Here is a 23944-nt window from a genome sequence, read left to right as displayed (position 1 = left end):
TGATTAGATACTAAGATTTGAATCCCACAACGGTCTCAAAGCTAATTCTTCATGGTCCTCTTGATAGGATTTTCTGGTTCACATCACCTTCTCCCCGCTTTGAATGGATAGTTTAAGGTAGCGTATTTTCAAGATAGACGGTTGATCATTTCATCACCTCCTTAAAGTTTGCGGCTCTTCGGACGCAGCGCCCACGAGGCGAGAGCTAGGATTGCAAGACCAAGAGTGCTCCAAATATGGTACGCATAAGCCCCGTAGTCCCCCACGAATGCATGTGATGCAGCTGCGCCGGTCATTCCAAAGAAAATGCCTGCATACGCCCATTCCTTAAGCCGCGGAAAGCCCGGCACGAGGATGGCTATCGTCCCAAGCACCTTCCAACTCCCGAGAATGGTCAGAAAGTACACCGGATACTCTACTATCTCCACTGTATCTAGCGTTCCCCATTGATGGCTTAGTTCCCCAATTCCTCCGCTCCCCTCAACGAATGCAAGCAGCGCCGTTGTAACCCAATAGGTGACAACTTTTCCCCGGGGATAGGTTTCTTCTTTTGAGGTTGTTACCGCATCGACAATCTTGCTCATTTGTTTCCTCCTCAAAGTCTATTAGACACCATTTACTGTCTAATTCAACTATAGGACACCATTTACTGTCTTGTCAACGATGTTTTTTCATCTTCACATGAAACAGTTGGTTTTCTTGGAAAGAAGGTGGACCTATTGACTAGACACTATTTACTGTCCTATAATCAAAGCACTAATCTGTTTAATTTCATTTCATACGAGGGAGTCGGTGATGATGAGCGCAGTTGCACAGAAACGGGATGTCTATTATGCCGTGGCCGATCCGACCCGGCGCGAAATCATTCGACTGCTGGCGGATGCGGATGAATTGCCGCTCCATCGGTTGACTCCGTATTTTGCGATGGGCCGCACCGCAGTCTCCGGGCATTTGACGATTTTGAAGGAAGTCGGCCTTGTGACCGAGCGTAAAGTCGGCCGTGAGACGCGAAACCGTCTCAATCCCGCACCGCTGAAGGAACTTCAGGACTGGTTGTCGTACTACGAGAAATTTTGGAAACAAAATATGGTTCGCCTGGATCAGCTTCTTAAGGAGGAACAGGACTAAAGCAAGATCGATCTATCGCTCGATTTTAAGTTCGAAAGTTCTATCAAGCAGGTGTAGGACGCCTTGACCGACTATAGTAAGCTGGCGAAATGGGTCATGGACAACGATTTCAAACCGATTGTCGGCCATCATTATCAGTTCCGAAGGGAACCGGTCGAAGGATGGGACGGCATCATCTATAATACGAGGAGGATGGAAATGTCCCATATCGTTGATTTTAAAAATGTGTCTACGATTGATTTAGAATCTTCACCAGTAGCAGAAGCGCTTGCTGGTTTACGTGCTAATGAAGCCCGTTACTTTATGAACAAATACAAGCATGAGTTTACGGTAGTACCAGCTAGCGAAAGCCAGGAGACACTTGATTATGTGAACCGAATTTTGAAAGAAGAACGTGATATTGAGTTTGCAGCCAAACCTTTAGAAACGTCACGTTTTCAAGTGGAAAATATCAAATGGGCCTTCGTTTTTTATGAGGATGGTCTAGCGGTCAATGTCATGTATACGGTTGATGATCCTAAGAAACGGGCCGTTGGTTTTAAGCTTTCTGAGGGGATGGGGGTACCAAAGGAGTTAGAAGAGAAGAAGTTTAAGTTTGCTAGACAGAAGTCTAAACTAGCCGGGACAATTCGAGGCTCGTTTTTTGTAATTAAAGGCGAGTATTAAAAGTAAGCAAAAAGCGCAAGCATAGCGGTGGATCCGATCCATCGCTATTTTGTTTTTGCAACACTGCGCTGCACCGCATTGCGCTAACGTACCCGTAGTCCCTTCTGTTCTGTGAAAAAAAAAGTATTAGACTGTGAAAATAAATTTGTAGAGGGTATTGTCGCGGTTCTCTTTATTCTTTTTCACAAGATGAGGGTTAACGAGAACAACTTCAAATTAATGATCTGAGAGCCAGTTAGAGAGATTATGCCAGTAATGCCCGGTTGGTTCCATGCCCACAATGTCGATGAGGCGCTTTTCTTTTTTCAAAGACGAAATTAATCCATCTACAGGAATGCTAATGTGCAGTTTTGTTCAATTAGAACTGATTTAAGGATAACAAAAAATTAATGTCTACTTTGGGATGAGGTGATGGAAATGGGAATTGATGAACCCATAAATGTAGTTCAGTCCATTGTACGATACGTGGCTGAACATGAACATCCCGAGCAGCGTGCGGGCAACCGTTCTTTCCATGCTGAGCCAATCCAATGCACTGGGACAGACTGCCGGAGGTCCGGTGGTCGGATGGATCGGAAATCGCATCTCCATTCGGGCGTCTCTGGTTGTAGCTGCCGTGTTGCTCTCCCCGGTCATCTATGTGTACGGCAAGGCTATGCGAAAACGATGACAGGATCGGTTAAGACATGTGCTCCAAGGAGCATGTGTCTTTTTTTTATTTGATAGATAACATTCGATCTATAATTACGGGTAATATCGTGATTGGAGATGATGTGCCTAATTGCCGACATAGCAATCCAAAAGAAACTATTATATTCATTACATGTTATCATAAGGCATGAAACATAAATTATTGCAGACATGGTAAATATCAACTGCTAATAACAATATCAAAGGTATAGAAAGGGGTAAGACATGGCAAATATCGAGCACTTGCAAACCGTACATGTTCCAGCGTCGAAGGTGTATGAAACTTTAACCACCGCTGAGGGACTGTCGGAAATATGGACCAATGAACTCATTATCAATAATCAAATTGGCTTTATTAATGAATTTCGATTCGGTAGCAATGACATAACTAAGATGAGAATAGAGGAATTGATCCCAAATAAAAAAGTCATGTGGCAGTGTATAGATTCAGACCCAGAATGGATTGGTACGATTATTTCCTTTGATATTGAAGAAAAGAACGGGAAGTCTTTTATTACTTTACGTCATATGAACTGGAGAGAAGTAACGCCATTTTTTCGCTCTTGTAACTACAACTGGGCTATTTTCCTTTATAGTCTCAAATCCTACTGTGAAGAGGGGTATGGTCTCCCCTATCATAAACGTAAGTTTTAATAATCCGCTATTTCAATGTTTCCTTTTGGCTTTAAAACCAACAATAAACAGAGCCATTTTTATAAAATAGGATGGAGCAGCGAAATTGTTTGCTTCAATACTTTACTCATTCTTAATTCACCCCAATATTGAATCAGAATAATTCTATAAGCTATAAATAATGAAAAGCCGGCTCCTGTACAACAGGAACCGGCTCCTCATAAGCCTGAAATATGGATTAGCCCCGCTTAAGCGCCTCAAGACCAAGCGCCACCGAGCCGCATAATCCGGCATTGTCGCCAAGTCCTGGCGGCACGATATATTCCGCGATGCCTTCCTTGACGCTGGGGTGATTCACATAGCCGTTCAAATTGCGCTGCACTTCCGCGTAAATGAGCGGGAACAGCTGCAGCTGATGCATGACGCCGCCGCCCAGAATGATCTTCTTGGGCGATAACAGGAGTATCGCGCCTGCTACGGCTTGTCCGATATAGAATGCCTCCATCGCCCATGCCGGGTGATCCACCGGAAGTTCGCTCGCCTTCACCTTCCAGCGCTTCTCAATGGCCGGACCTGCCGCCATGCCTTCCAGACAATCGCCGTGGTACGGGCAGAAGCCCTCGTAAGCATCCTCCGGGTGACGGCGCACCAGCACATGACCGCCTTCCGGATGCACAAGTCCATGCACCAGGCGGCCCTCCGTATAGACGCCTACGCCCACGCCAGTTCCGATCGTGTAGTAGATACAGCTGTCAAGGCCTTTGGCAGCGCCCCAGGTGGCCTCTCCAAGCGCCGCGGCGTTCACATCTGTGTCCCAGCCGAACGGAACGTCGAACTCCTTCTTCAGCGTTCCCAGAAAATCATAGCCTCCCCAGCCTGGCTTGGGGGTAGTCGTTACATGGCCGTATGTCGGGCTGGATGGATCGATATCGATCGGCCCGAATGTGCCGACTCCGATCGCCTCAACCTGTTTATCGCGGAAATAATTAATGACATTAGCAAGCGTAACCTCAGGCTGCTCCGTCGGAAAGCTGACCCGATCCTCAACATCGCCATGCTCATTGCCGATTCCGCATACAAATTTGGTTCCGCCCGCTTCTATTGCTCCGATACGCATTCAATTGTCCTCCATTATAGGGTAAGGATAGATTCTTCACAGGTTCGATGCACAAGTACCATAATAAAGGACAAGCTACCCTTTGACAATGAGGCGGAGCTTTTTGAAAATCCGGCTAATGGATCTCGCGCAGCGTCTGACGGTACAGCTCGCGGAACTCGCCGGGCGTCACGCCCGCATATTTCTTGAACACGGTAAAAAAATGGCGGACATTTTCATACCCGACTTCCTCCGAAATCGTCTGAAAAGAGATATCCTCGTCGGAGAGCATCAGCTGCTTGGCCTTCCTGATCCGGCATAAATGCAGGTAATGAATGAAGGTAAGACCCGTTTCCTTCCTGAACAGGCCGCTGATATAGTTCGGATGCAGCTCGACATGAACCGCGATCATATCGAGGGACAGGTCCTGAGTGAAGTGCCGGTCAATGTATTCGACGACTCTGCGGATATTGCGCGACATCTGGCATCTTTTTCCTTCCGGGAGCAACGGGCTCTCCTCGGCCAGAGCCGCCTTCGGACGGTTCGCGCTCTGCTCATGCACAATTTCCAGGCACACCTCCGACAGCAGATTAAGAAACTCCGCTTTATTGATCGGCTTGAGCAGATAGTCGATCACCTTGCGCCGGATCGCTTCCCGCAAATAAATTTTCTCTTCATATCCCGTGAGGATAATGAAGCGCTTGCACAGCTGCTTGTCCTGCGCCTCGCGGATCAGGTCGAGCCCGTTCATTTCGGCCATCTCGATATCCGTAATGATCAGATCGGGCTTGAACGCGGCCATTTTCTCCAGCGCATCCAGCCCGTCGCAGGCATTGACGATTTCCTTGAACGGGATATTGGATTTCTCCACGATATTGGTGAGTCCCTTGATGATAATCGGTTCATCGTCCACGATCATGAGATTCAGCATGGGAATCCCTCCTGATTTGGAAAATAAGCGTGAAGCACGTACCTTCGCTGGTCCTGCTCTCAATCTCGAAGATGCTGTCCTCGCCGAAATAGGCCTTCATCCGCTCGCTTACGTTATACAGTCCCATACCCGACCCGGTCGACTGCAGCAGGTCCTTGTTTATGCGCCTTGCCAGCACGCCGCGAATCATCTCCAGCCGTTCATGCGGCATCCCCGCCCCGTCGTCGGCAATGGTGATATGAATGCGTTCATTCTCCTGCCATATATGGACATCGATCGTTCCGCCCCTGCGGGTTTTGCTCAAGCCGTGCACAATGCAATCCTCGACGAGAGGCTGCAAAATAAACCGCGGACAGCGCACCGTCAGGACTTCCGCTTCCACCCGGAACCGGAAATGCAGCTTATCCTCCATGCGTATCTTGTGCACCTGCAAATAATGCTTGATGTTCTCGATCTCCTCCTCCAGCGGCGTGTCGTTCTCGCCGGAGGACAGGCTGTAGCGCAGCAGCCGCCCGAATGTATAGATGGCCTCCACGACTTCCTCGTCATCGTTCAGCTCGGCCAGCATCCGGATCGATTCCAGTGTGTTGTAGAGAAAATGCGGCTTGATTTGCGCCTGAAGCACCTGATAGTCGGCTTCCTTCTTCATCAGCTCGGCGCGGTGGACCCGGTTGAGCAGATCGTCGATCCGCCGGATCATCGAATTATACGAAACCGTGAGCAGGCCGACCTCATCCTGATCCACTCTTCCCGCATACTCCATCAAATTATTCTGATCGACCCTGCGCATATGCTTGGCCAGACGAACGATCCGCTTGGTCAGCATCGACACGGTCAGATAGTAAATAAGAGACAAGAGCGCCAAGAGCCCGATAATGATGACGGCAAATCCGACCGTCTTCTCCCTCATATCCGAGAAAGCCTCGTCAATTCCATTAATCAGCAAAATGCGGAAGGGCAGACCCTGTACGGCTACCGAATTGACGAAGAGCTTGTGTTCGCTCCAGTAATAAAACCCCGGCTGCTTCTGCAGGCGATCCAGAATCGCGGTCGTCTGCCCCTCGGAAAGCTTCATATTCATGTCGCGGTAAAGAATCCGGTCCTCCTGGAAAAACATAATATTGCGGTCCGGAACCGAGGAGACCGAATTGAAGAAATCCTGTGTAATGCCGGGTTTCACATTGACTTCCATAATGCCAAGCTCAATAGAGAAGCTGCTGTCGTAAATTTTCTGGTAATACGTCATGGACGGGATCGTATCCGTCTGATGGGTTTCGACGATCCATAAGCCCTTGTTCATGGGAAGCGTTTTCAGTCTGCTGATCACGTCGGTATTTTTCAAATCGCTGTAGTACCCCACCTCGCTTGCAACCGGCAGCACATGCTCGTTATACATATAGAGCCGCACCGAGTTGATGGAGGAATTGCCGGAATAAGCGAAGTTGAATACGGGACGGATGCTTTTGAGATAATTGTACACCTGATCCGCTTCGGACATATAGTGACCGCCGATATAATCGATAACCTCCGGATTGTATTGAAACAAATTATAAATGGATTCCGTCTGCGCAAGGCTGACCTCAAGGCTGCCCCCCGCCTGCTCGATCAGATGCTGCTTGCTTTGAGAATAATCCTTGAAAATATTGGTGTAAAACTGATTGTAAAAAATCGAGCTGAAGGCGATCGTCGGCAGCAGGACGAGCACGAAATAACCGGCAAACATTTTGCTGGCGATCCGCATATCGCGGAAGCGCTGCACCATTTTATGAAAAAGCGTCAAATCTCTCACTACTTTTCCCTTGAATTGACTAGCTGTGATTTTCATCTTACATGGTTTTCACAGTCGAAACAATCGCAAATGGCCGAAGGAAAGTTATTCCTTGACCTGGAGAACAAAAAGCAATAAAGGGCAGAGCTCAAGCATGGCATGCTTGTCTCCGCCTTTATTAATGGTTCTTATTGATTCGTATTGATTCTGCTCTGGGCTTCCCCGTAACGCTTGACCGCCCATTCGTTCAGTTTGTCCAAACCGATTTTACGGGCTTGATCCATCATTTCATTATAGGCCTTAACCGCCTCATCCTTGGATTTGGCCAGATAAATTTTCGCTTCCGCCGTCTTGATCATATTGTCGATATTGGATTGAATGACCGCTTCCGCCGACCCGACTTCAGGCACAAGCGTACCGAGCAGCGGATCGGATTGATACACCTTGGTCATCGCTTCCATCGCGGCGGTGGATTGCGGCTGATTCTCCGGCTGGTAACGGGCCAGCCCTTGCGTAATGTAGGTATCCGCCAGGAGACCCCAATACACAAATCCGTTCTTCTTCACAACATCCAAATCGTTGGTATTGTAGCTGAATACCGGATAGCCGCCATCCGCCATCTTGTAATCCTCGCCTTCGATGCCCCAGTCGCCAAGACGCGTGCCCTCGTCGCTGCGCATGTATTCAATGAACTTGATCGCCGCTTCCGGATCCTTGCTGCTCTTCGTCACGAATACTCCTGCCCAGCCGGGATTATTGTTAATCAGCGCGGCCTTGTTTGTAAGCATGGGCGTAAGCTGCGTAAACGTGAACGCCGCCCCGTTCTTCGCAAGCTCGGCGTTAAGCGTTTCTGCCGCCGTTTCGGTATATTCCCAGGCAAACGCCTTCCCGGTCAGCGCCAGCTGCTTGGACTGATTCGGATCCTTCCAGGTATACTGGTCGGCGGTAATGAATCCTCTCGTATATAATTCATTCATAAATTGATAGTATTCCAGCTGGCGGGGCTCGCCAATGAAATAAGCCGGTTTGCCTTCGACTTCCGTGAAGCCGAAACGCGGCAGTCCGAGCTGCAGACGGAAATAAGAATCAATCTGTCCGGGCGTCAGCGCAAGCGGCGTCATATCCGGGTATTTCTCCTTGACCGTGCCGAGCACATTCAGAAAATCATCCAGCGTCTTGATCTCGGGATTGCCGATTTCCTCCATGATGTCCGTACGCAGCGCCATGCCGCCTCCCCGGAACAGAGCTTTGGGATATTTGGCCAGTTCGCCTGGCGGAGAGAATCCATCGCGCACCGTATAATAATTGCCGTCGGACACCGTGTTGACGGCCTTGGTCAGGTCGTCGATCTTGAAATCAGGCGTATACTTGTCGATCAGCTCCTGCCAGGGGTAGGAAACCTTGGAATCCGACATTTTGGAAATATGGTCGTACGTAAACACCAGATCCGGCAGCTCGCCGGATGCGATCATCAGCGGCAGCTGATTGGCGTCGGAGGCCACCTGAACATGGATTGTGACGCCCGTTGCCGTCGTGATGGCTTCCGGAATTTTTCCGCTCCAATCGCTCATCGGCCACCACGGAAAATCGACAAACATGGTTAATGTCTTCTGAGCCTGCGGGCTGCCTTCCCCATTATCGGATGCCGGCGCATTGCCGCTCACCGGCGGCTCATTGCCGCTGCCGGCATTGCCAGCGCCATTATTGCCGCCGCCGCAAGCGGCGAGCGATAGTGACAGACAGAGTACAACGAGAACGCCAAGCCATCTCTTTGTGGTAAACATTTTATTTCCTCCCTTTATCGGTTAAGAAGAACCGGCTCCGCCGTCTTCCGGCGGCAGAGGCAGGTTTCTTCCCTCAACCTTTATAGAGATTTAATGGCGTAAACCTTTATTATCTCTATAAAGTTAAAAATCTATATCGATGGAATGAATGAATCAGTGAATGCCATTCCATTTAATATACCAGCTTAGTTCGTTCAACCCTTGACGGCTCCGATTGTCGTGCCTTTCACAAAATATTTCTGCAGGAACGGATATACGCATATGATGGGCGCGACCGCGATGACCATCGCCGTGACCTGCAGGGAAAACGGGGTAACCTGGGCTACCTGGGACGCATATTCCGCACTGCGGCTGTCCAGCGGAATATTGCCCTTGTTGATGATTTCAATCATCCGGAAGGTCAGCGTCCGCAAATTGTCGCTCGATACAAAGTAGGCCGAATCCAGCCATGAGTTCCATTGCGACACGCCCAGAAACAAGGCCATCGTGGCCAGGAGCGGCTTCGATACCGGCAAAATAATCCGGTTGAAAATCGTCCATTCGCTGGCTCCGTCGATTTTGGCCGATTCCTCCATCTCGGGCGGCAGATCCCTGAAGAACGAAACGGCGATAATCAGGAAGAAGATGTTCAGCATCGTCGGGATCACAAAGACATAGAACGTATTGAGCAGATGGAGCTGGCGGAGAACCACGTAGTAGGGAATCAAGCCTCCCGATACGTACATCCCGACGATAAACAGCATGTAGTAGAATTTTTTGAACAGCAGCTGCCTGGCGGACAAGCCGTAAGCGACCAGCGAGGTGACGAATAACCCGAGAGCCGCGCCGACGACCGTTCTTGCTGCGCTGACGAAGAATGCCTTGATCCAGTCCGGATCATTCAAAAATGTGCTGTAATTCTCCAGGGTAAAGGCCCGCGGCCAAAAATAAACGCCGCCGAGGGCCGTATCCATCCCCTTGTTGAAGGAAACGACAAGCAGGTAGAAAAACGGGTAGAAGGTGATGAGAAAAACAAGGACCATCAATATATAGTTAACGCTGTCAACCAGCCAGTCCTCCAAGGTGCGTTTAGCCAAGATGCTGCCTCCTTTCTCGTTAAGCGGTCAGAACAGACCCGATTGCGTCGTTTTCTTCGCGATGAAGTTGCTTGAGAGAATCAATACTATTGAAATAACGGATTGGATCAGATCAATGGCGGTTGCGAAGGAATAACGCCCCTGCGCAAGCCCCATCCGAAACGCGTACGTTTGCAAAATTTCCGATTTGTCGGCATTAAGCGGATTCCCCAGCAGAAACGCCTGTTCGAAATTCGAACCGACCAGCCCTCCGCCAAGCAGACTTCCCAGGGCAAGAATCAGGACGACGACAATCGTTCCCTTAATGCCGGGGAGGGTTACATGCCAAATCCGCGATAACCGGCCAGCCCCGTCAATCTGCGCCGCCTCGTACAGGGAGGGATCGATTCCCGATACCGCAGCGAGAAAAATAATCGTCCACCAGCCCATTTCCTTCCAGATCGCGCTTCCCACCGCCAAGCCCCAGAAATGATCCGGGTTGGTCAGGAAGCCGATCGGTTCATCGATAATGCCCACCGACATGAGAAAATGATTGACCATGCCGGATTCTCCGGAAAGGAAAACGACGATAAACCCGTATACGACAACCCAGGAAATAAAATGCGGCAAATAGCTGACAGTCTGTACGGCCCGCTTGAACCAGTGAATTCTGACCTCATTGAGCATCAGCGCAAACAGGATCGGGACCGGGAAGGTAAAAACCAATTTAAGCAGGCTAAGCGCCAATGTGTTGCGTACGATATTGTGAAACTGGTAGTCGTTATAAAACTCCTCGAAATATTTGAACCCGACCCACGGACTTGTGAAAATGCCGCGGATGCCATCCGTGACCGAATAATCCTTGAAGGCCATCAGAATCCCGAATAGAGGCAGGAAATGAAAAATGACAAGCAGGAGAATCCCGATCCAAACGAAGATCTGCGGATATTTCTCTTTTTTCAAACGCCTCCAGACCGAACCGGAGGAAGCCGATTGCGAGGAGGCGGTTATCAAGGGGGATTGTTTTAATTCTGCGCTCAAGGCCTTCCTCTCCTTTCCGAAGCCACAATAATTTGAAACCGCTGCCATGCTGTACCTCTATCTTACAGAGGCTGGCTTTGATGCGAAATTGAAGAAAAATAAGAAAAGCATGTCGATTTCTAAGAAACCGCTTCCAGCATGAGATGACCTGCGCAAGGAGTGAAGCGAGCCGGTAAATAGGCTGCCCTCTGACTAGTTTAAGGATCACTGCTGGAGTGCCGTTTGCAGCCTGACTGGCCCGGGCTCAGGGCCGCAGCACGGTTTTTCCCGCTTACAGGTCAAATCCCGAGAGCAGCGTGCTTAGAAGCAGGATTTTCCTTGCTGGAGTGCCGCTTGCAGCCTGACTGGCCCTGGCCCAGGGCCGCAGCACGATTTTTCCCGCTTACAGGGGCAAATCCCGAAGACAGCGTGCTTAGAAGCAGGATTTTCCTTGCTGGGGCGCCGCTCCTTCATGATTTGGCGCCGAATTTGTCGACGGCGCGCTGCAGAACGGGATGTCTGGCCGCATACTCAGCCAACGACTCTCCCTTTACAGCCGCCTCCCACCCGAGCTTCATGCTTTTCACTCCCGCCGTCGGTCCGTCCGGATGCGCCAGAATGCCTCCACCCGCCAGATGCATTACATCGACGGTGCCGGTCGCAGCGTAAGTATCAACCGCCGTCCCGGCCCACTGCCCGGAAGAAATAACCGGCATTGGCAGCCGGCTATCCCCAAGCGGCGTCAGACAGGAGCGGATCGAATGAATGACGGACTGGTCGCTCTCGTAAAACTTGCTGCGCAAGCCGTTCACATGGATATGATCGGCTCCGGCAAGGCGGGCCAGCTTCTGGTAAACGCGAAAATCCATACCCAGCTGAGGACAGCGGGTCAGCATTCCCCACTGGTTGCGGTGCCCATGAATGGGCACCTCGCTGTACCGGCTCAGCTCGGTCAGGGCTGTGAAACCGATGCTGTTGATGCTTGCCATCACGCAGCTGCCTCCCGATTGAACCACCTGGTCGTGATTGCGGCGCATCTGGTCCATATCCCCCGTAATGTTGAAGGCGTACATGACCTGCTTGCCCGTCCGGTCCGCCGCGCGCCGGACCGCATCCATCACCGTCTCCACCTTCAGCGCGAACGGCGCATAAGGAGGGTCCGCGTTCAGCTCATCGTCCTTGATGAAATCCAGTCCGGATAAGGCAAGCTCCGTAATCAGCCGGCCGAGCGCCTCCATCGGCAGCCCGACAGAAGGCTTGACGATGGTCCCGATAATCGGCCTGCCGGATACGCCGCACAATTCCCTTGTCCCTTCAATGCCGAACCGGGGTCCGCGGTAGGCACGGACGAAGGCTTCGGGCAGCTCGAGATCGAGAAGACGAAGCCCGGACAATTCCTGCAGCTCATACAGGTTTCCGGCCACCGCCGTCATCAGATTGGGGATGGACGGGCCGAAATTATGGAGTGGGAAGGAAATCCTCACTTCTCCCCTGCGGTAGCCGCCGCTGTGACCGGCCGGAACACTCGCGCCCGGCAGTGACGGCACATCCACAATTTCGAGCGGACGTATGCCTTCCACTACTGCGCCAAACTCGCGCTTCAGATCATCCGTTTCTCCCGGCACCGCCGTGAAGGTGCCCGTCGACTGCTCGCCTGCCAATATCCCGGCGGTGTGCTCCAGGGAATACGGCGTTTCCACCAGATACACCGCGACTACGCGTTCCCGACTTTGCTTCAATGATGGACTCTCCTCTCTTCATAATCGTTGGATGGGAGCGGCGTAAAGCAGGCACCGCTCCCGGGGCATCTCAAGTCAGACCGCTACTCACTGATTCTCACCGGTCCATACAATCCTCCGGATGGGAAGATCGGCTGCCATGCGGATTCATCCTTACGGGTCCAGTACATGATGGCGTTGTTCGCTCCGACTACGCTGGATGGCCGGCCGGTTTCATAGTAGGTGCCAAGGGTGTTGGTCACGCGTATGCGCAGCCGGTGCGGACCCGCTTCCAGACTGCCGCAGGCATACCGGTATGGCCGCCATAAACGAACGCCGGCAGTCCTGCCGTCAACCCACACCTCCGCCGTCCCCCGGACATGTCCGAGGTCAAGGGTGAATACGCCCTGCTTGTCCGTGTGGAAGGCATGCTCATATTCCACTACGCCGCTATGATGCGGCAAACAAAGCGCTGTGCGCCAGTCCCCCAGCTCGCCGCGCACCTGCGAGGTGCGGAAGCGGATCGGCGCTGTCAGCACCGCCGCTTCGGATTCGGCGCCGTCCGGCTCGATGCGGACGGCAACGCATGCTCCGGCAGACTGCGGAGGGAAAACCGCTTTGCCGCCGCGCAGCGCAATCTCTGAGCCGTTCAGCCAAATCCGCGCCCGTCCGGTATGGCGCAGCTCCATTTGGTCCGCTCCCGCCGGAAGAGGGAAGCGGATCCACACCGGTCTGCCGATCGCGGAGGAATCGGCATGAAACGGCAGGGGCTCGCTCACCGGAACGGAATCCGGCATCAGCCAACCCACGCCTTTAAGCGGATGGGGACGCGGCGCGATCCAGAGCGTCTCCGTCTCGGCGAACTGCAGCACCGCTTCATGGTAGACAAGCGGCGGCTGTCCTTGTTCGTCGCGCCAGTCCGGCCCGGTGCAGAATACCGTCCTTCCCCCGTCCTCATAATCGATAATGCCGTCTATCAGCACTTCCCCGCGGCCCTCGGGCAGCGTTATTCCGACCCCATTGAGTCCGCTGCGCCACCACCGGGTGACATCCAATTCTTCCTGTCCCTGGCGGATATACGGATTGAAGTCGCCATGCTCGGTAATGATGCTGCCGTTCACATAGAGAGCGGCCCGGCCCCGTGCCGCGAACTCGATCCGGACCTGCCGCACTGGACGATCAGGCGGGCAGTTCAATTGGGTGGCCAGCGCCGATTTCAAATTCGGGCTCTGCACATAGACATATTTGGGCAATGGCTGCCCCGCCTGCCTGTTCACTTCAATTCCGGCCCGGATCAATCCTGAGGAAAGCGCCGCTGCCCGGATCAGCAGCTCATTGCTGCCTGAATCCAGCTCAACCCAGGCCGTCTGCTCCTCGGGGCCGCCGGCAAATTCAATGACCAGGCCGTTCACGCCGCAGGTCAATTCCGCATTGCTCTCCGCCCGAATCCAGTACCGTCCGGCTTCCAGCGCAATGACATGCGTCCGCGCCCAGACGATCTCGCCCTTCCCGGCCCGTCCAAGATTCAGATAGCGGCGCGGAACTCTGCCCATTCTTCCGGCCCAGGTACGGAAGGACAGATCGCCGAATGTTTGGCTATAGACCACAGGCCAGGCGGAATCCTCCCGGAAGCGGTCTCCTTTGCAGGCCAGCCAGTAGGCCGATTCGCTCCACAGCCTGTCGAGCCATGCCGAGTCGTCGTATTCCGGCCGCTGCCAGCCCGCCTGCTCGCCTTCAGATCCGCCGCGCTCCAGACTAACCCTGAACTGCCGGCGCTCAATGCCAAGAAGTGCCGTCTGCCCGTCATGCAGGTCGAAATCGCCATAGCGGTTATCCAGCGTCGGTACGGCCGTAACATTCCAAGGGCCGTCCAGCTCCCGGCCTGTTCCATCCGGTATCGCTTCGTCGGGATCAGCGGCCCTCAGGCTCACGGAACGGGCCGGCTGGCCGCCCGATTCCGCACGATTTTCCAGAACCGTCCGGGAACCCTTCTCCAGCATCGAAACAATCAGAGCAGCAGGCCAATCAGTGAATGGAATATCCAGCTCGACCCATTCTCCGGCACGTTTATGGGGAAGCGGCCTGCGTCTGCCGGTCACCGGATCCCACAGCTCTGGCTCACCGGCTGTGCGCAGCCGATATGGCGCCGTACCCGGCATGACCGCGTCCGGCCCGGCCGGTTGATGCATCGCCAGCAGGCCTTCCGGCGGCAGCAGCAGGAAAATATCCGCATCGTCCGTTTGCCGCTGCAGCGTCATGCCGTCCCCTATAATCCGCTTGGGCAGTCGCTCATCGATCAGCAAAGCCGCCTCTTCCGGCGTATCCACATAATCTGCGCCCGCAAGCTGCCTCTCCCCTTCGGGGACGTCAACCGCAACGACCCAGCCGCCCTGGACGATCCATTCCTCCAGCTTCCGCTTGGCTTCTTCATCCATTACGGTCGTTCCGCACAGCATGACGACCGAGAAGCGTTCTCCGGCTATGGCAAGCTGATTCCCGTCGCAGGTTCCCTTGGCAAGCGCGGAATCGTCGACGATATCGTAATCCCGGCGGATTCTGCGAAGCTCACCCACATCGTCAAGCTCCTTGCGGTTCCACCTGCCGGTCAGCTTCTTGTACACCTGATCGATGCGGCCGACCGCATCATTCGGAACCCGGTTGGATACAGCCATCGGATGCTCATCCCTGCCGCCATCCTCCAGCGTCATCAGCCCGCATACCGCATAGGAAGGATAGTGGACCGCCACATCCGCTATATGCGTTCCTTCACTGAGCAGGCCGCATACCCGGCTGACAGTATCGGCGAATACCGGATAATGCTCATAATACGGCTGCCTCCAGCCCGTATCCGGCGGCGCCCATTCCCACCAGCCGCCCCGCGTACTGTAATACACAGCATGCGGGCTGTACAGCGTAGCGCCAGCCTGGAACCAGGGGACAAGCCAATGCATCGTCTCTTCGAGCGTGCCGCCCCATCCGCTGGAATGAAACGCCTCCAGCCATACCCGCTTGCCGCCATGCAGGTGAACCATCGAGGAATGCGGCTTGATCTCGCCGTCCATATCCGCTCCGGCCGAGTTGTACCAGCGGTGCGTCCGAAAATAATCGAGGTACAGCCGCTGCGCTCCGTGGACCTCGACGCGTCTGGCCGGGCCCGCCTGATCGCAGCCAATGAGCATATTATGCTTCTCATGCCAGGAACCGACCGGGATGAAGAACGATTGCTCCGCAAGCTCCGCGGCCAGGCGGTAGACCCTTCTGCGCACCGTTTCCGCGCCTGGTGCGTCTTCGAACAACGCCGGAATAAAAGGCGTAAGCTCTTCTCCATACCGCTTGCGGTAGGCTTCGGATACTTCCGGCGTCCACAGCGGCAGCGGCGGCAGTTCATCCTGAAAGCTGCCGGCCAGCGTCCTGCCGAGGTCATGCGGGAAACGCCGCTCGAATTCCCCGTGAATGCGGTCAATGAGCAGGCCCGCCGCCTCCGGATCGAGCCAGTTGAAGCCCTGCCTGACCGCCGCATAAATATAGCCGCCCTGCTCGGTCAATTGCATGGAGCCTTCGGGAATCTCATCGGCCGACTGAAACCGGCGCAGCTGATAGCCGGCAAGCTGCGGCTGATCGGCTACGATGCGGGCCAGCAGATTGGCGCCGGAGAACCCGATCTGATCATAGAACCACAAATACATGCCCAGGCGCTCCGCTTCCCGCAGCGCCACCTCGAACAACCTCCACCAATCTTCGCTGAAGAACACCGGCTGATCGCCGACGGAGCCGTACTGCGGGCCTGTCGGGGCAAGCTGAATAATCCCGATATTCCGCATGCCCCCGGCATGAAATTTCTGAAGCTGCCAGCGCACTCTCTCCTCGGTTACCTCCTCGCCGCTCCACCACCAGAACGGCACAGGCCCATAACGGGGATCAGCCTTGGCAAAACGCTGCTGCATCTGCTCTAAACTCATCGATAAAAGCCTCGCTTTCCATAGTTAACTATTTATTATGTTAGCGCTTCCCGAAAGGAGATTATAGAGAACGATTTTCATATTCTCATGCTGATTTTTAATGAGGAGGCCGGTATTGAATTGGTGGAAATCCTATCTTACAAACTAAAAGGGAGAATAACTGCAAAAAAAAATGGCTGATCAGGTCTCTAACACCCTGATCAGCCATTTTGAAGCCTGCTGAAGATTAAACTTTATTTTTGAAAACACCATTCAGGCTTGGCACTTTATCGGCAGCATTATCGCTTGTCAGCGTCTGATTATCTTCAGTGGCATTATCGTCATTCTGTTGATTGTCATGCTTATCCGTACGATTATCTGCTCGCTGTGTTTTTGGATCGGCGTTATTTTCATTCATATCATTCACCTCCATTTTCTCCCTTAGTATGAGAAGATGGCTTGCATTTTATTCCAGCGGCCCGATAAGCTGCCGATACTGACGTGTACATTTTGGACCTCTGTCAAGATAGTAGACACAGATTTTTTTCTTACGCTGCCTGACCGGGGTACATACGTTCGTAGTCAGAAGGCGTGTTATACCCTATCGTAGAATGGATACGTTGGTTGTTGTAAAAAACTTCGATGTATTCAAAGATACTCTTTTTCGCTTCTTCGCGCGTTTGGTATTTATTGAGATAAATCAGTTCTTTCTTTAGAACGCTGTGAAATGACTCGATGCAGGCGTTATCGTAACAGTTTCCCTTGCGACTCATGCTACCGGTCATTTCATATGTGTTGAGTTGCTTCTGGTAATCATGGGATGCGTACTGACTTCCGCGATCCGAGTGGTGCAACAATCCTGTACTTGGCTGTTGACGACCGTGGGCCTGTCTCAATGCCTGTAGTACAAGCTCTTTCGTCATCCGTTCACTCATGTGCCAGCCGACAATCTTACGTGAGTATAGATCGAGTACGCTCGCCAAATAAAGCCAACCCTCATCAGTGGGGATATATGTAATATCTGTAACCCACTTCTCATTCGGTTTACTTGCAGTAAACTCTTGGTTCATTACATTTTCTTGAACCGGTAGGGAGTGCTTAGAATTGGTTGTCGCTTTGTATTTCTTTACGGTCTTGGACCGTATTCCATTCTCCTTCATGATACGAGTAACGGTACGACGAGAGATTTTGACACCCTGTTGATGCAACCGTTCGGTGATTTTCGGGCTTCCATAAAGTTGCCTATTCTCATCGTATACTTCCTTGATTTGTTCCGTCCATTCCTTGTGCTGACGCTTACGTTCACTCTCAGGGCGCCCTAGCCATTTGTAATAGCCGCTACGAGAGACTTTCATTATGCAGCACATCTTCTCCAATCGGTACTCGGAGCGGTGTTCGTGGATGAACGTATATCTTACCGACGGTCTTTCGCAAAGAAGTGCATCGCCTTTTTTAAGATTTCGTTCTCCTCTTGAAGATCACGAATGTATTTTTGCATCTCTTTTATTCTCTGATCTTCTGGGACTAGGGCTTGTACAGCAACGATTTCCGGCTCACTGCCATACCTTTTCTCCCAGCCATATAATGTATTTGCATTAATCTTCAACTCGCGACCGATCTCTGCTACCGACTTCCCACTCTCCTTTATATATTTAACTGTTTGCTTCTTGTACGCTTCATCATACTTGATCTGTTTCATAGACACAGTGTCCTCCGCTCATCTATTTGAATCTAGTATAATCTGTGTCTACTACTCAGTCTAACTTCATTTCGTCAAGTGCGGGAATAATTCATACGGCTGCACCGACTTCTTTTTGCTTGTAAATAACATAAAGGGTTCTACATATTATGCATGACTAATATAAGGAACCCTTTATGTTTAATTATCGCAAACGACCAAAGAACCGCGATCCGTTATTGAAGGCTTGATCTGTTGAATCTTTTATCGACGTCCTCGGAAGGTGCGGCGCAAATCCTCAACCCACTTGTCTGGAATTTCCCAAGGGATGAAGTGTCCTCCCTGCTCATGAGAGGAAATGTTGACGTGGTTGTACCAAGGAGCGCGATCGCTGTCGAGAAAGTTTTGAACGCGATTGTCGGTCGTAATTCCCGGCGGATTTTCGTAGCCCACAAAGGTTATACCGGTTGGTGCCTCAATGACAGGCGAGCGACTATGATCGGGTGTCCATGGATATCGGTTATTGTTCGCATAGACGCGCATCGAGGTTTCGATGGCGTTGTTTACCCAGAAGATTGTTGCGTGTGTAAGGATGTCGTCCTTAGTAAAGACATTCTCGACGTTGCCTTTATTGTCACTCCACTTCACCCATCGTTCCAAGATCCATGCAAGCATTCCAACTGGCGAGTCGCACAGTCCGAATGCGAGTGTGCCGGGATCAAGAACGTGTACGGCGAGGTGCGATGCAAAGCGGCGATCAAATTCCATTATCTTAGATCGAATACTCTCAGGGATATTATCAGGTAGAGGACGTCCTCCGGCAAAATCCCAGGCGCGATCCCCGTTAAAAAAATTCAGCTTTAGAGCAGACCCGATATGTATTGCGTAGAGCTCGTCACTATATTTGTGTCCCAGTTGACCGGTCACGAGAGCACCTACATCGCATCCCCCTGCCGCGTATTTCGCATAGCCGAGAGTATCGGTCATGAGCGTATGCCAGAGATCGGCAATTTTCCAAAAGTTCATGTCTGGGTTGTTTGGCAGTGGCGTCGAGAATCCAAAGCCAGGAAGTGAGGGCACGATTACGTCGAATGCTTCAGCCGGATCGCCCCCGAATGCTCCAGGGTCCGCTAGTGGATCAATGACCTTGGACCAATGCCAGAACGTCCATGGCCAGCCATGGGACAGGATCAATGGTACAGGTTTAGGCCCCACGCCAGGTTTACGCATAAAGTGCACAGGAACTCCGTCAACATTTACTTTATAGTGTTCGTAGGCGTTGATCGCCTTCTCGGATTTGCGCCAGTCAAACTCGTTAATCCAGTAGTCGACGAGTTTCTCAAGGTAGTTCCGACTAACACCGTAAAACCAGTCATCATTACCGGCATCGAGAGGCCATCTGGTGGACTTTAAACGATTTTGAAGATCAGCAAGTAACTCATCCGATACGTAGATCGGACTCGGTTCAAGCACGAAAGGAGCTGTTGTCATAAGTGTTCCTCCTTGTATTCGTTTGTTTCGTCCGTCACTCGGGTATGAACAACGGAAATGCAACCGCGACTGAGACTACGAATCGGTTCCCAGTTCGACCAGACGCCTCAATGCGGGAATTGCGGATGCAATTGCCCGTTTTTCCTCCTGAGTGAGCCCTTCACTGAATTTCGAGAGCTGCGTCATGCGATTTAAACGACGCGAATCAATAACATTTGCCCCCAGCGCGGTAATATGCACTTGAACGACTCGGCCATCATTTGGATCTGGTCGGCGCTCGACGAGCCCGGCTCGTTCAAGTCGGGTCACCAACTGTGTGATTGCCGACTGCGTAACTTGCTCATTAACTGTCAACTCAGTAAGTCGCATGGGACTCTTGAGGGACAACGTGTGCAGGACGGAAAGTGTAGTGAAGCTTAGTTTTTCAATTGACGGCAACCGAATGAAAATCCTCGTTAAATCCTCGAACACCATAGCGAAGTCGCTAACGTTCAACTCAGTCAGGTTATTTTTAGGTTCCATGAATAAAACTATATCACAAATTTATATAAGTTTCTAATGTAAATTTAGTTGGCCAAGACTCCAAACCAGCTTAAAGACGTTGGGTTTACGCCCCCATTTCAACGAAATCATGTTCTCTACTTGTGTCACCCAGTGCTTTGATTTTGCGTTTTAACGTTTCGACGAGTACATCCTTATTCGCATCGTTCATCTCACGCTTTATTTGCTTCGGAGTAGGTGCTTGTGATTGTTGACAGCGTAAGTATTTAATCCTCTGGCGGATATCTGAATGGTTATATAAACTCGCTTTCGAGACACCCGATTCTTCTGATACGCTATTGAAATTGATGCTCTTGTTAACTCGTTAGCGGCGTGAAATCGCCTGATCTACCTTCTCTAAGGTGCTTGCCTTCCGTTTGGCATGGATGCTCTTCAGATGGGCTCAGATTCAAAAACATGCATTTCGTGCCGAGGTTACACGAAAAACACATTTGGCGGGCTATTTGCGATTGTTTCTTTCAAAGTTCTTGCAATTAACAGACACCCGTAAAGAATGGGAAAAAGATCGCTGGGATGTAAGGTTACTGCACAAGTCCATTAATGCTTGGGGGCATCAGGCGTGTACCAGGAACGGGCAGTAAAGCGGCATTTCTGTTGCTTTACCGTTCAAATCTGTGGGATAATTTATTTGAGGTGGATACTATGAAACGAAGAATATTCATGGGTTTAGCCGTAATAACCGTCATGGCAGCCATTGCCGGCTGCGGCCACAGGGAGCCGGACAGCAGCCAAAGCTCTAGCCATCAGGATACGGGCTGGACGGTCTTCCGCCCCATCAATCCGTCTTCCGAAGAGCGTTAGCGTTATGGAGCTTGCAGATGCGGATTACCTGTCAAATAATCATAGAGACTGCGGAGTGATTTTTTATGGAGATTAAACCGGATGACCTGACCGGGTACGAAGTGGCTGCATTAATCGGGGAGCATCTTCAGAGTATGACGCTTCATTCCCCGCCGGAGAGCATCCATGCCCTGAATCTTGAAGGATTGAAGAAACCGGAAATCACCTTCTGGAGCGCATGGGAAGACAACGAATTGCTTGGCTGCGGGGCGCTTAAGGAGCTGGATGGCCGGCATGGAGAGATAAAATCAATGCGGACCTCTGCGGCGCATCTGAGAAAGGGCGTGGCAAGGAGAATCCTTGAACGTATCATGGAAGAAGCCAGGCAGCGCGGCTATCAGCGGCTAAGTCTGGAAACGGGCTCAATGGATGCTTTCGACCCGGCCAGAAGACTCTATGAAAGTTTGGGATTTCAATATTGCGAGCCATTCTCGGATTACATAGAAGACCCGAACAGTGTATTTATGACAAAGGAATTATAAGCGCCAAGTGGAGCAATCTCAGTGGTGATCGACGAGTTGCTCCTGCAATCCGATTATTCTTAAATCTGTCTGCTGCAGGGAGTCCAGGTTTATTCCTCATAAAAAATCATGTGCGATTTATCGTTTTTGTAATAGGAAAGCCTGTCGTGCAGCGTTCCCGTATGGAATTCAAATTTATGCCCATCAGGGTCAGTGAAATAAACTGACCTTTTATCCCTCTCATCCCGTTTGCGGCCTGCGAGAATATTTACACCCAGATCTTCAAGTTTTTTTACCGCGGCATCAAAATCTTCGCTTTCCACGCTAAAAGCTACATGCGTATAGGAGTACTGGATTTCATTTCGCGGAATATCGTCCTCCACATTTAATGCCAACCATAGTCCGTTCAAATCAAAATAAGCCAGCTTGCTGCCTTTGACCAATAACTTTGCACCAAATACATCCTTATAAAATGGAATGGATTGCTCTAAATCGGCAACAGAAAAAAGCAAATGATTCATGCTTCCAATTTTCAATATTGTCCGCTCCTTCGCACTTCGTATTCGTTGGAGTCACTATCATGATGTTTGTTTGTTACCGGGCATATAAGTGAATCCAGGCTGGCCAGTAACCTAAACTAACTGCCAGCTGACTGGACTGGAGATTGCTAATCTCGGTTGAATAATAGGGTAGTATACCCTCATTTAATATCGCCTTAGTCAGGGTGCCGACAATGGCTTTGCCAATCCCCAGACCTTGGTATTCGGGTACGACATCCACACCGATCTGCCACATTCGCTCACAATCCCTGGACGCTCCGGCGATGCCTACAATCTTTCCGTCACACTCGGCAATCGACGCCAGCATATCAGGACGGGAGCTGTCCGCTTGATAGGAGAGCGCATTTCTAAAATTCTGATGCTCGTAGAGATTTGTGACGTCGTTGCGGTCATAAGTTGAAACGGTTATTCCCTGCGGAATATTAAAGCCTGTAAAATCATCGATGGAACAAACATATTTCTGAACAGGTCCGGCTATATGCTGATGATCTTTTTGCACATAATCACCCATTTTGGCAATGGATTGCGTGGAAAATATCTGCCCGCGTGCGAGCTGCATAAAACTTTGTCTTGCCCATTCTAATCGTTCAGGATTACATGAAACAACGACTCCTCTGCCCATTGTTACAATGCTTAACACATGTTCGCGAATCGGAAAACGAAACCTCCCCTCTCTTATCTCAGCTTTGTGAACGGATACCCCTTCAGCAAGAAAATCAGACTCGCTGCAAGAAAGATCTGCTGACAGCACAGTTTGAATGGTTTGTATGGCTGATTCCCTGTGGGAAGCGATCATATTGCACCCCTTTTCATCTTCATTCCGCAATAGCAGCTTCGTTGCCTATAGCTTTTATTGTAAATTCAATAATGTTGAATGCATAGTTGGTGCCATGCAATTGGTTTCATTTTATTCCCATTCTGTCATGGAACACACCATAAATTAATCATGCAAGCTCTTATTGCTCCGCAGCAATTCGTGCCGGATACGACAGCTGACGTGCAGCAGTTTATTGGGACGAAGCCCGAAAACTCCAAATTCCAATTTTACCATTGTAAGGAATACCCCTCCGTGGTAAATTAAACTGACGTTATCCAGGGGGCGGAGGTTCAATGATGATCAGCAAATTTAAAGCTTTCTGCATCGTTATGATCATAAGCATACTGGCCTTGTCGATATCAGGCTGTGCGCAAGGGGTAGAAGCTGAAACGCCCGAGCCCACGGGACCTGCTGAATTAACAATGACTCCTGTTGATCTGTTCAAGGGCGACGGAGCAAAATTTCAGCCCTTTCTGGGCTACATGTCCGGAGCATTTAAATTACGCTATGAAGGAAATAAACCACATGCAAAACTGGATATCGATATATGGAAAAATGGCAGGATAGCCGCTTCAGCCGGCTCTATCGGTGATTTGTTCTTCAGTTCGGATGCCCGAAAGAGCGGCGAGATCGAAGTCATTATTTCAATCGACAACGTTTCCATCGAGGGACAGGACGAATTTAGCACGATTAAAGTCGGTACTCTATACGACTCCGGTTCAGGCCTCGTAACCTATACCATTCCCCGGGAGAAGCAGTTGACTGCACGGGGATTAATCTTTAATAATGAACCGCGTACATTCATTGCCGGTGAACCTGTTCATCTATGGGGCATGCAGGCATCGAGCAACAACGCAATACAATCCGCGGACCTCTCCCCGGAATCGTTAAGCAAACTCGAATGGGCACTCATTTTTACTTTGCGATATGAAGATGAATGATCTCAAACAACCAGAGGAGATCAGACCGTACCTTGGGACTAATGAAAATGACATAAAGCCGACCGCCGTCATGCGATCCTTGCGGGATTCCAGCTGTTAAGAATTCCCGTGGAGCGAATAAATCGCTGTCTCCGGCAAAAAACAAGCGTCCCCGCATGATGCGAAAAC

At 51.1% G+C, this 23944-nt stretch carries 22 protein-coding genes and 2 pseudogenes; 7 read left to right on the top strand and 17 right to left on the bottom strand.

The genetic code is table 11. The features are described from left to right. Window positions 1–161: 161 nt before the first annotated feature. Window positions 162–584, bottom strand: coding sequence for a DoxX family protein (locus tag ACFOLF_RS21570; protein ID WP_210045835.1), 423 nt, complete (start codon window positions 582–584; stop codon window positions 162–164). 214 nt (window positions 585–798) lie between these two features. Here ACFOLF_RS21570 and ACFOLF_RS21565 point away from each other — a divergent pair, with 214 nt between their 5' ends. Both ACFOLF_RS21565 and ACFOLF_RS21560 read left to right on the top strand, forming a co-directional pair. Then, a complete protein-coding gene (locus ACFOLF_RS21565) occupies window positions 799–1128 on the top strand; it encodes an ArsR/SmtB family transcription factor (RefSeq protein ID WP_210045849.1) in 330 nt (109 codons plus the stop codon). 198 nt (window positions 1129–1326) lie between these two features. Beyond that, entirely contained in the window at window positions 1327–1794 is a 468-nt protein-coding gene (locus tag ACFOLF_RS21560; RefSeq protein WP_210045850.1) for a phage tail protein, read from the top strand. A 153-nt stretch (window positions 1795–1947) separates the two neighbouring features. On the opposite strand, the pseudogene ACFOLF_RS21555 reads toward ACFOLF_RS21560, so the two are convergent. After that, a pseudogene (locus ACFOLF_RS21555) lies at window positions 1948–2079 on the bottom strand (IS110 family transposase); the annotation flags it as partial. Window positions 2080–2269: 190 nt separating this feature from the next. Between ACFOLF_RS21555 and ACFOLF_RS21550 the strand changes: the two are divergent. Beyond that, a complete protein-coding gene (locus tag ACFOLF_RS21550) occupies window positions 2270–2464 on the top strand; it encodes a hypothetical protein (RefSeq protein ID WP_379113709.1) in 195 nt (64 codons plus the stop codon). A 245-nt stretch (window positions 2465–2709) separates the two neighbouring features. Next, window positions 2710–3138, top strand: a complete 429-nt coding sequence (locus tag ACFOLF_RS21545) for an SRPBCC family protein (RefSeq protein ID WP_210045836.1) — start codon at window positions 2710–2712, stop codon at window positions 3136–3138. A gap of 217 nt (window positions 3139–3355) precedes the next feature. Here the strand turns inward: ACFOLF_RS21545 and ACFOLF_RS21540 are convergent, their stop codons facing one another. From ACFOLF_RS21540 to ACFOLF_RS21480, 13 genes and pseudogenes are all read right to left on the bottom strand, one after another. Then, a complete protein-coding gene (locus tag ACFOLF_RS21540) occupies window positions 3356–4234 on the bottom strand; it encodes an ROK family protein (RefSeq protein WP_210045837.1) in 879 nt (292 codons plus the stop codon). Between the two features lie 115 nt (window positions 4235–4349). Continuing rightward, window positions 4350–5144, bottom strand: a complete 795-nt coding sequence (locus ACFOLF_RS21535) for a response regulator transcription factor (RefSeq protein WP_210045838.1) — start codon at window positions 5142–5144, stop codon at window positions 4350–4352. Beyond that, the gene (locus ACFOLF_RS21530; protein ID WP_210045839.1) at window positions 5116–6969 is read right to left on the bottom strand and encodes a sensor histidine kinase; all 1854 of its coding nucleotides are present in this window, start codon (window positions 6967–6969) and stop codon (window positions 5116–5118) included. Before ACFOLF_RS21530 ends, ACFOLF_RS21535 begins: the two co-directional genes overlap by 29 nt. 131 nt (window positions 6970–7100) lie before the next feature. Then, window positions 7101–8696 (bottom strand): extracellular solute-binding protein, encoded by a 1596-nt coding sequence (locus ACFOLF_RS21525; protein ID WP_210045840.1) that lies wholly within the window; start codon window positions 8694–8696, stop codon window positions 7101–7103. Between the two features lie 194 nt (window positions 8697–8890). After that, entirely contained in the window at window positions 8891–9772 is an 882-nt protein-coding gene (locus tag ACFOLF_RS21520; protein WP_379113713.1) for a carbohydrate ABC transporter permease, read from the bottom strand. A 27-nt stretch (window positions 9773–9799) separates the two neighbouring features. Then, window positions 9800–10792 carry an ABC transporter permease gene (locus tag ACFOLF_RS21515; protein ID WP_379113715.1) on the bottom strand — a complete coding sequence of 331 codons (993 nt, stop codon included), beginning with the start codon at window positions 10790–10792 and terminating at the stop codon, window positions 9800–9802. A gap of 449 nt (window positions 10793–11241) precedes the next feature. Further along, entirely contained in the window at window positions 11242–12510 is a 1269-nt protein-coding gene (locus ACFOLF_RS21510; protein ID WP_210045842.1) for a ribulose-bisphosphate carboxylase large subunit family protein, read from the bottom strand. Window positions 12511–12593: 83 nt separating this feature from the next. Continuing rightward, window positions 12594–16448: a hypothetical protein gene (locus tag ACFOLF_RS21505; RefSeq protein WP_210045843.1), complete on the bottom strand. Its 3855-nt coding sequence runs from the start codon at window positions 16446–16448 to the stop codon at window positions 12594–12596. 226 nt (window positions 16449–16674) lie between these two features. After that, window positions 16675–16845 carry a hypothetical protein gene (locus ACFOLF_RS21500; RefSeq protein ID WP_210045844.1) on the bottom strand — a complete coding sequence of 57 codons (171 nt, stop codon included), beginning with the start codon at window positions 16843–16845 and terminating at the stop codon, window positions 16675–16677. Between the two features lie 130 nt (window positions 16846–16975). Then, window positions 16976–18126, bottom strand: a protein-coding gene (locus tag ACFOLF_RS21495; RefSeq protein WP_379114518.1) for an IS3 family transposase whose coding sequence is annotated in 2 segments (ribosomal slippage) — window positions 16976–17874 and window positions 17874–18126 — 1152 coding nt in all. Because the reading frame shifts where the segments join, the coding sequence is not laid out codon by codon here. Window positions 18127–18369: 243 nt separating this feature from the next. Next, window positions 18370–19596: an epoxide hydrolase family protein gene (locus ACFOLF_RS21490; RefSeq protein ID WP_210046217.1), complete on the bottom strand. Its 1227-nt coding sequence runs from the start codon at window positions 19594–19596 to the stop codon at window positions 18370–18372. A 75-nt stretch (window positions 19597–19671) separates the two neighbouring features. Further along, entirely contained in the window at window positions 19672–20118 is a 447-nt protein-coding gene (locus ACFOLF_RS21485) for a MarR family transcriptional regulator (RefSeq protein ID WP_379114632.1), read from the bottom strand. Between the two features lie 85 nt (window positions 20119–20203). Then, a pseudogene (locus ACFOLF_RS21480) lies at window positions 20204–20533 on the bottom strand (DUF6262 family protein). Between the two features lie 266 nt (window positions 20534–20799). On the opposite strand from ACFOLF_RS21480, the gene ACFOLF_RS21475 reads away from it, so the two are divergent. Together ACFOLF_RS21475 and ACFOLF_RS21470 are read left to right on the top strand one after the other, a co-directional pair. Next, on the top strand, window positions 20800–20958 hold the full coding sequence (locus tag ACFOLF_RS21475; protein WP_210046218.1) for a hypothetical protein: 159 nt from the start codon (window positions 20800–20802) through the stop codon (window positions 20956–20958). A gap of 65 nt (window positions 20959–21023) precedes the next feature. Further along, window positions 21024–21479, top strand: coding sequence for a GNAT family N-acetyltransferase (locus ACFOLF_RS21470; protein WP_210046219.1), 456 nt, complete (start codon window positions 21024–21026; stop codon window positions 21477–21479). Between the two features lie 89 nt (window positions 21480–21568). On the opposite strand, the gene fosB is transcribed toward ACFOLF_RS21470, so the two are convergent. Together fosB and ACFOLF_RS21460 are read right to left on the bottom strand one after the other, a co-directional pair. Then, window positions 21569–21979, bottom strand: a complete 411-nt coding sequence (gene fosB / locus ACFOLF_RS21465) for a metallothiol transferase FosB (protein ID WP_379114638.1) — start codon at window positions 21977–21979, stop codon at window positions 21569–21571. A 73-nt stretch (window positions 21980–22052) separates the two neighbouring features. After that, window positions 22053–22814 carry a GNAT family N-acetyltransferase gene (locus ACFOLF_RS21460; protein WP_210046221.1) on the bottom strand — a complete coding sequence of 254 codons (762 nt, stop codon included), beginning with the start codon at window positions 22812–22814 and terminating at the stop codon, window positions 22053–22055. 314 nt (window positions 22815–23128) lie between these two features. Here ACFOLF_RS21460 and ACFOLF_RS21455 point away from each other — a divergent pair, with 314 nt between their 5' ends. After that, window positions 23129–23776 (top strand): hypothetical protein, encoded by a 648-nt coding sequence (locus tag ACFOLF_RS21455; RefSeq protein WP_210046222.1) that lies wholly within the window; start codon window positions 23129–23131, stop codon window positions 23774–23776. Window positions 23777–23944 lie beyond the last annotated feature (168 nt).

It is taken from the genome of Paenibacillus sepulcri (assembly GCF_042647105.1).
In the GTDB taxonomy this organism is placed as follows: domain Bacteria; phylum Bacillota; class Bacilli; order Paenibacillales; family Paenibacillaceae; genus Paenibacillus_Z; species Paenibacillus_Z sepulcri.
Note: the sequence above shows the minus strand (reverse complement) of the source record. Positions and strands in the feature narration are given on the sequence as shown.

Coding starts and splice junctions, on each gene's coding strand:
- ACFOLF_RS21570 (WP_210045835.1), bottom strand. CDS start 584: ATGAGCAAGATTGTCGATGCGGTAACAACCTCAAAAGAAGAAACCTAT.
- ACFOLF_RS21565 (WP_210045849.1), top strand. CDS start 799: ATGAGCGCAGTTGCACAGAAACGGGATGTCTATTATGCCGTGGCCGAT.
- ACFOLF_RS21560 (WP_210045850.1), top strand. CDS start 1,327: ATGTCCCATATCGTTGATTTTAAAAATGTGTCTACGATTGATTTAGAA.
- ACFOLF_RS21550 (WP_379113709.1), top strand. CDS start 2,270: ATGAACATCCCGAGCAGCGTGCGGGCAACCGTTCTTTCCATGCTGAGC.
- ACFOLF_RS21545 (WP_210045836.1), top strand. CDS start 2,710: ATGGCAAATATCGAGCACTTGCAAACCGTACATGTTCCAGCGTCGAAG.
- ACFOLF_RS21540 (WP_210045837.1), bottom strand. CDS start 4,234: ATGCGTATCGGAGCAATAGAAGCGGGCGGAACCAAATTTGTATGCGGA.
- ACFOLF_RS21535 (WP_210045838.1), bottom strand. CDS start 5,144: ATGCTGAATCTCATGATCGTGGACGATGAACCGATTATCATCAAGGGA.
- ACFOLF_RS21530 (WP_210045839.1), bottom strand. CDS start 6,969: ATGAAAATCACAGCTAGTCAATTCAAGGGAAAAGTAGTGAGAGATTTG.
- ACFOLF_RS21525 (WP_210045840.1), bottom strand. CDS start 8,696: ATGTTTACCACAAAGAGATGGCTTGGCGTTCTCGTTGTACTCTGTCTG.
- ACFOLF_RS21505 (WP_210045843.1), bottom strand. CDS start 16,448: ATGAGTTTAGAGCAGATGCAGCAGCGTTTTGCCAAGGCTGATCCCCGT.
- ACFOLF_RS21500 (WP_210045844.1), bottom strand. CDS start 16,845: ATGAATGAAAATAACGCCGATCCAAAAACACAGCGAGCAGATAATCGT.
- ACFOLF_RS21490 (WP_210046217.1), bottom strand. CDS start 19,596: ATGACAACAGCTCCTTTCGTGCTTGAACCGAGTCCGATCTACGTATCG.
- ACFOLF_RS21485 (WP_379114632.1), bottom strand. CDS start 20,118: ATGGAACCTAAAAATAACCTGACTGAGTTGAACGTTAGCGACTTCGCT.
- ACFOLF_RS21475 (WP_210046218.1), top strand. CDS start 20,800: ATGAAACGAAGAATATTCATGGGTTTAGCCGTAATAACCGTCATGGCA.
- ACFOLF_RS21470 (WP_210046219.1), top strand. CDS start 21,024: ATGGAGATTAAACCGGATGACCTGACCGGGTACGAAGTGGCTGCATTA.
- fosB (WP_379114638.1), bottom strand. CDS start 21,979: ATGAATCATTTGCTTTTTTCTGTTGCCGATTTAGAGCAATCCATTCCA.
- ACFOLF_RS21460 (WP_210046221.1), bottom strand. CDS start 22,814: ATGATCGCTTCCCACAGGGAATCAGCCATACAAACCATTCAAACTGTG.
- ACFOLF_RS21455 (WP_210046222.1), top strand. CDS start 23,129: ATGATGATCAGCAAATTTAAAGCTTTCTGCATCGTTATGATCATAAGC.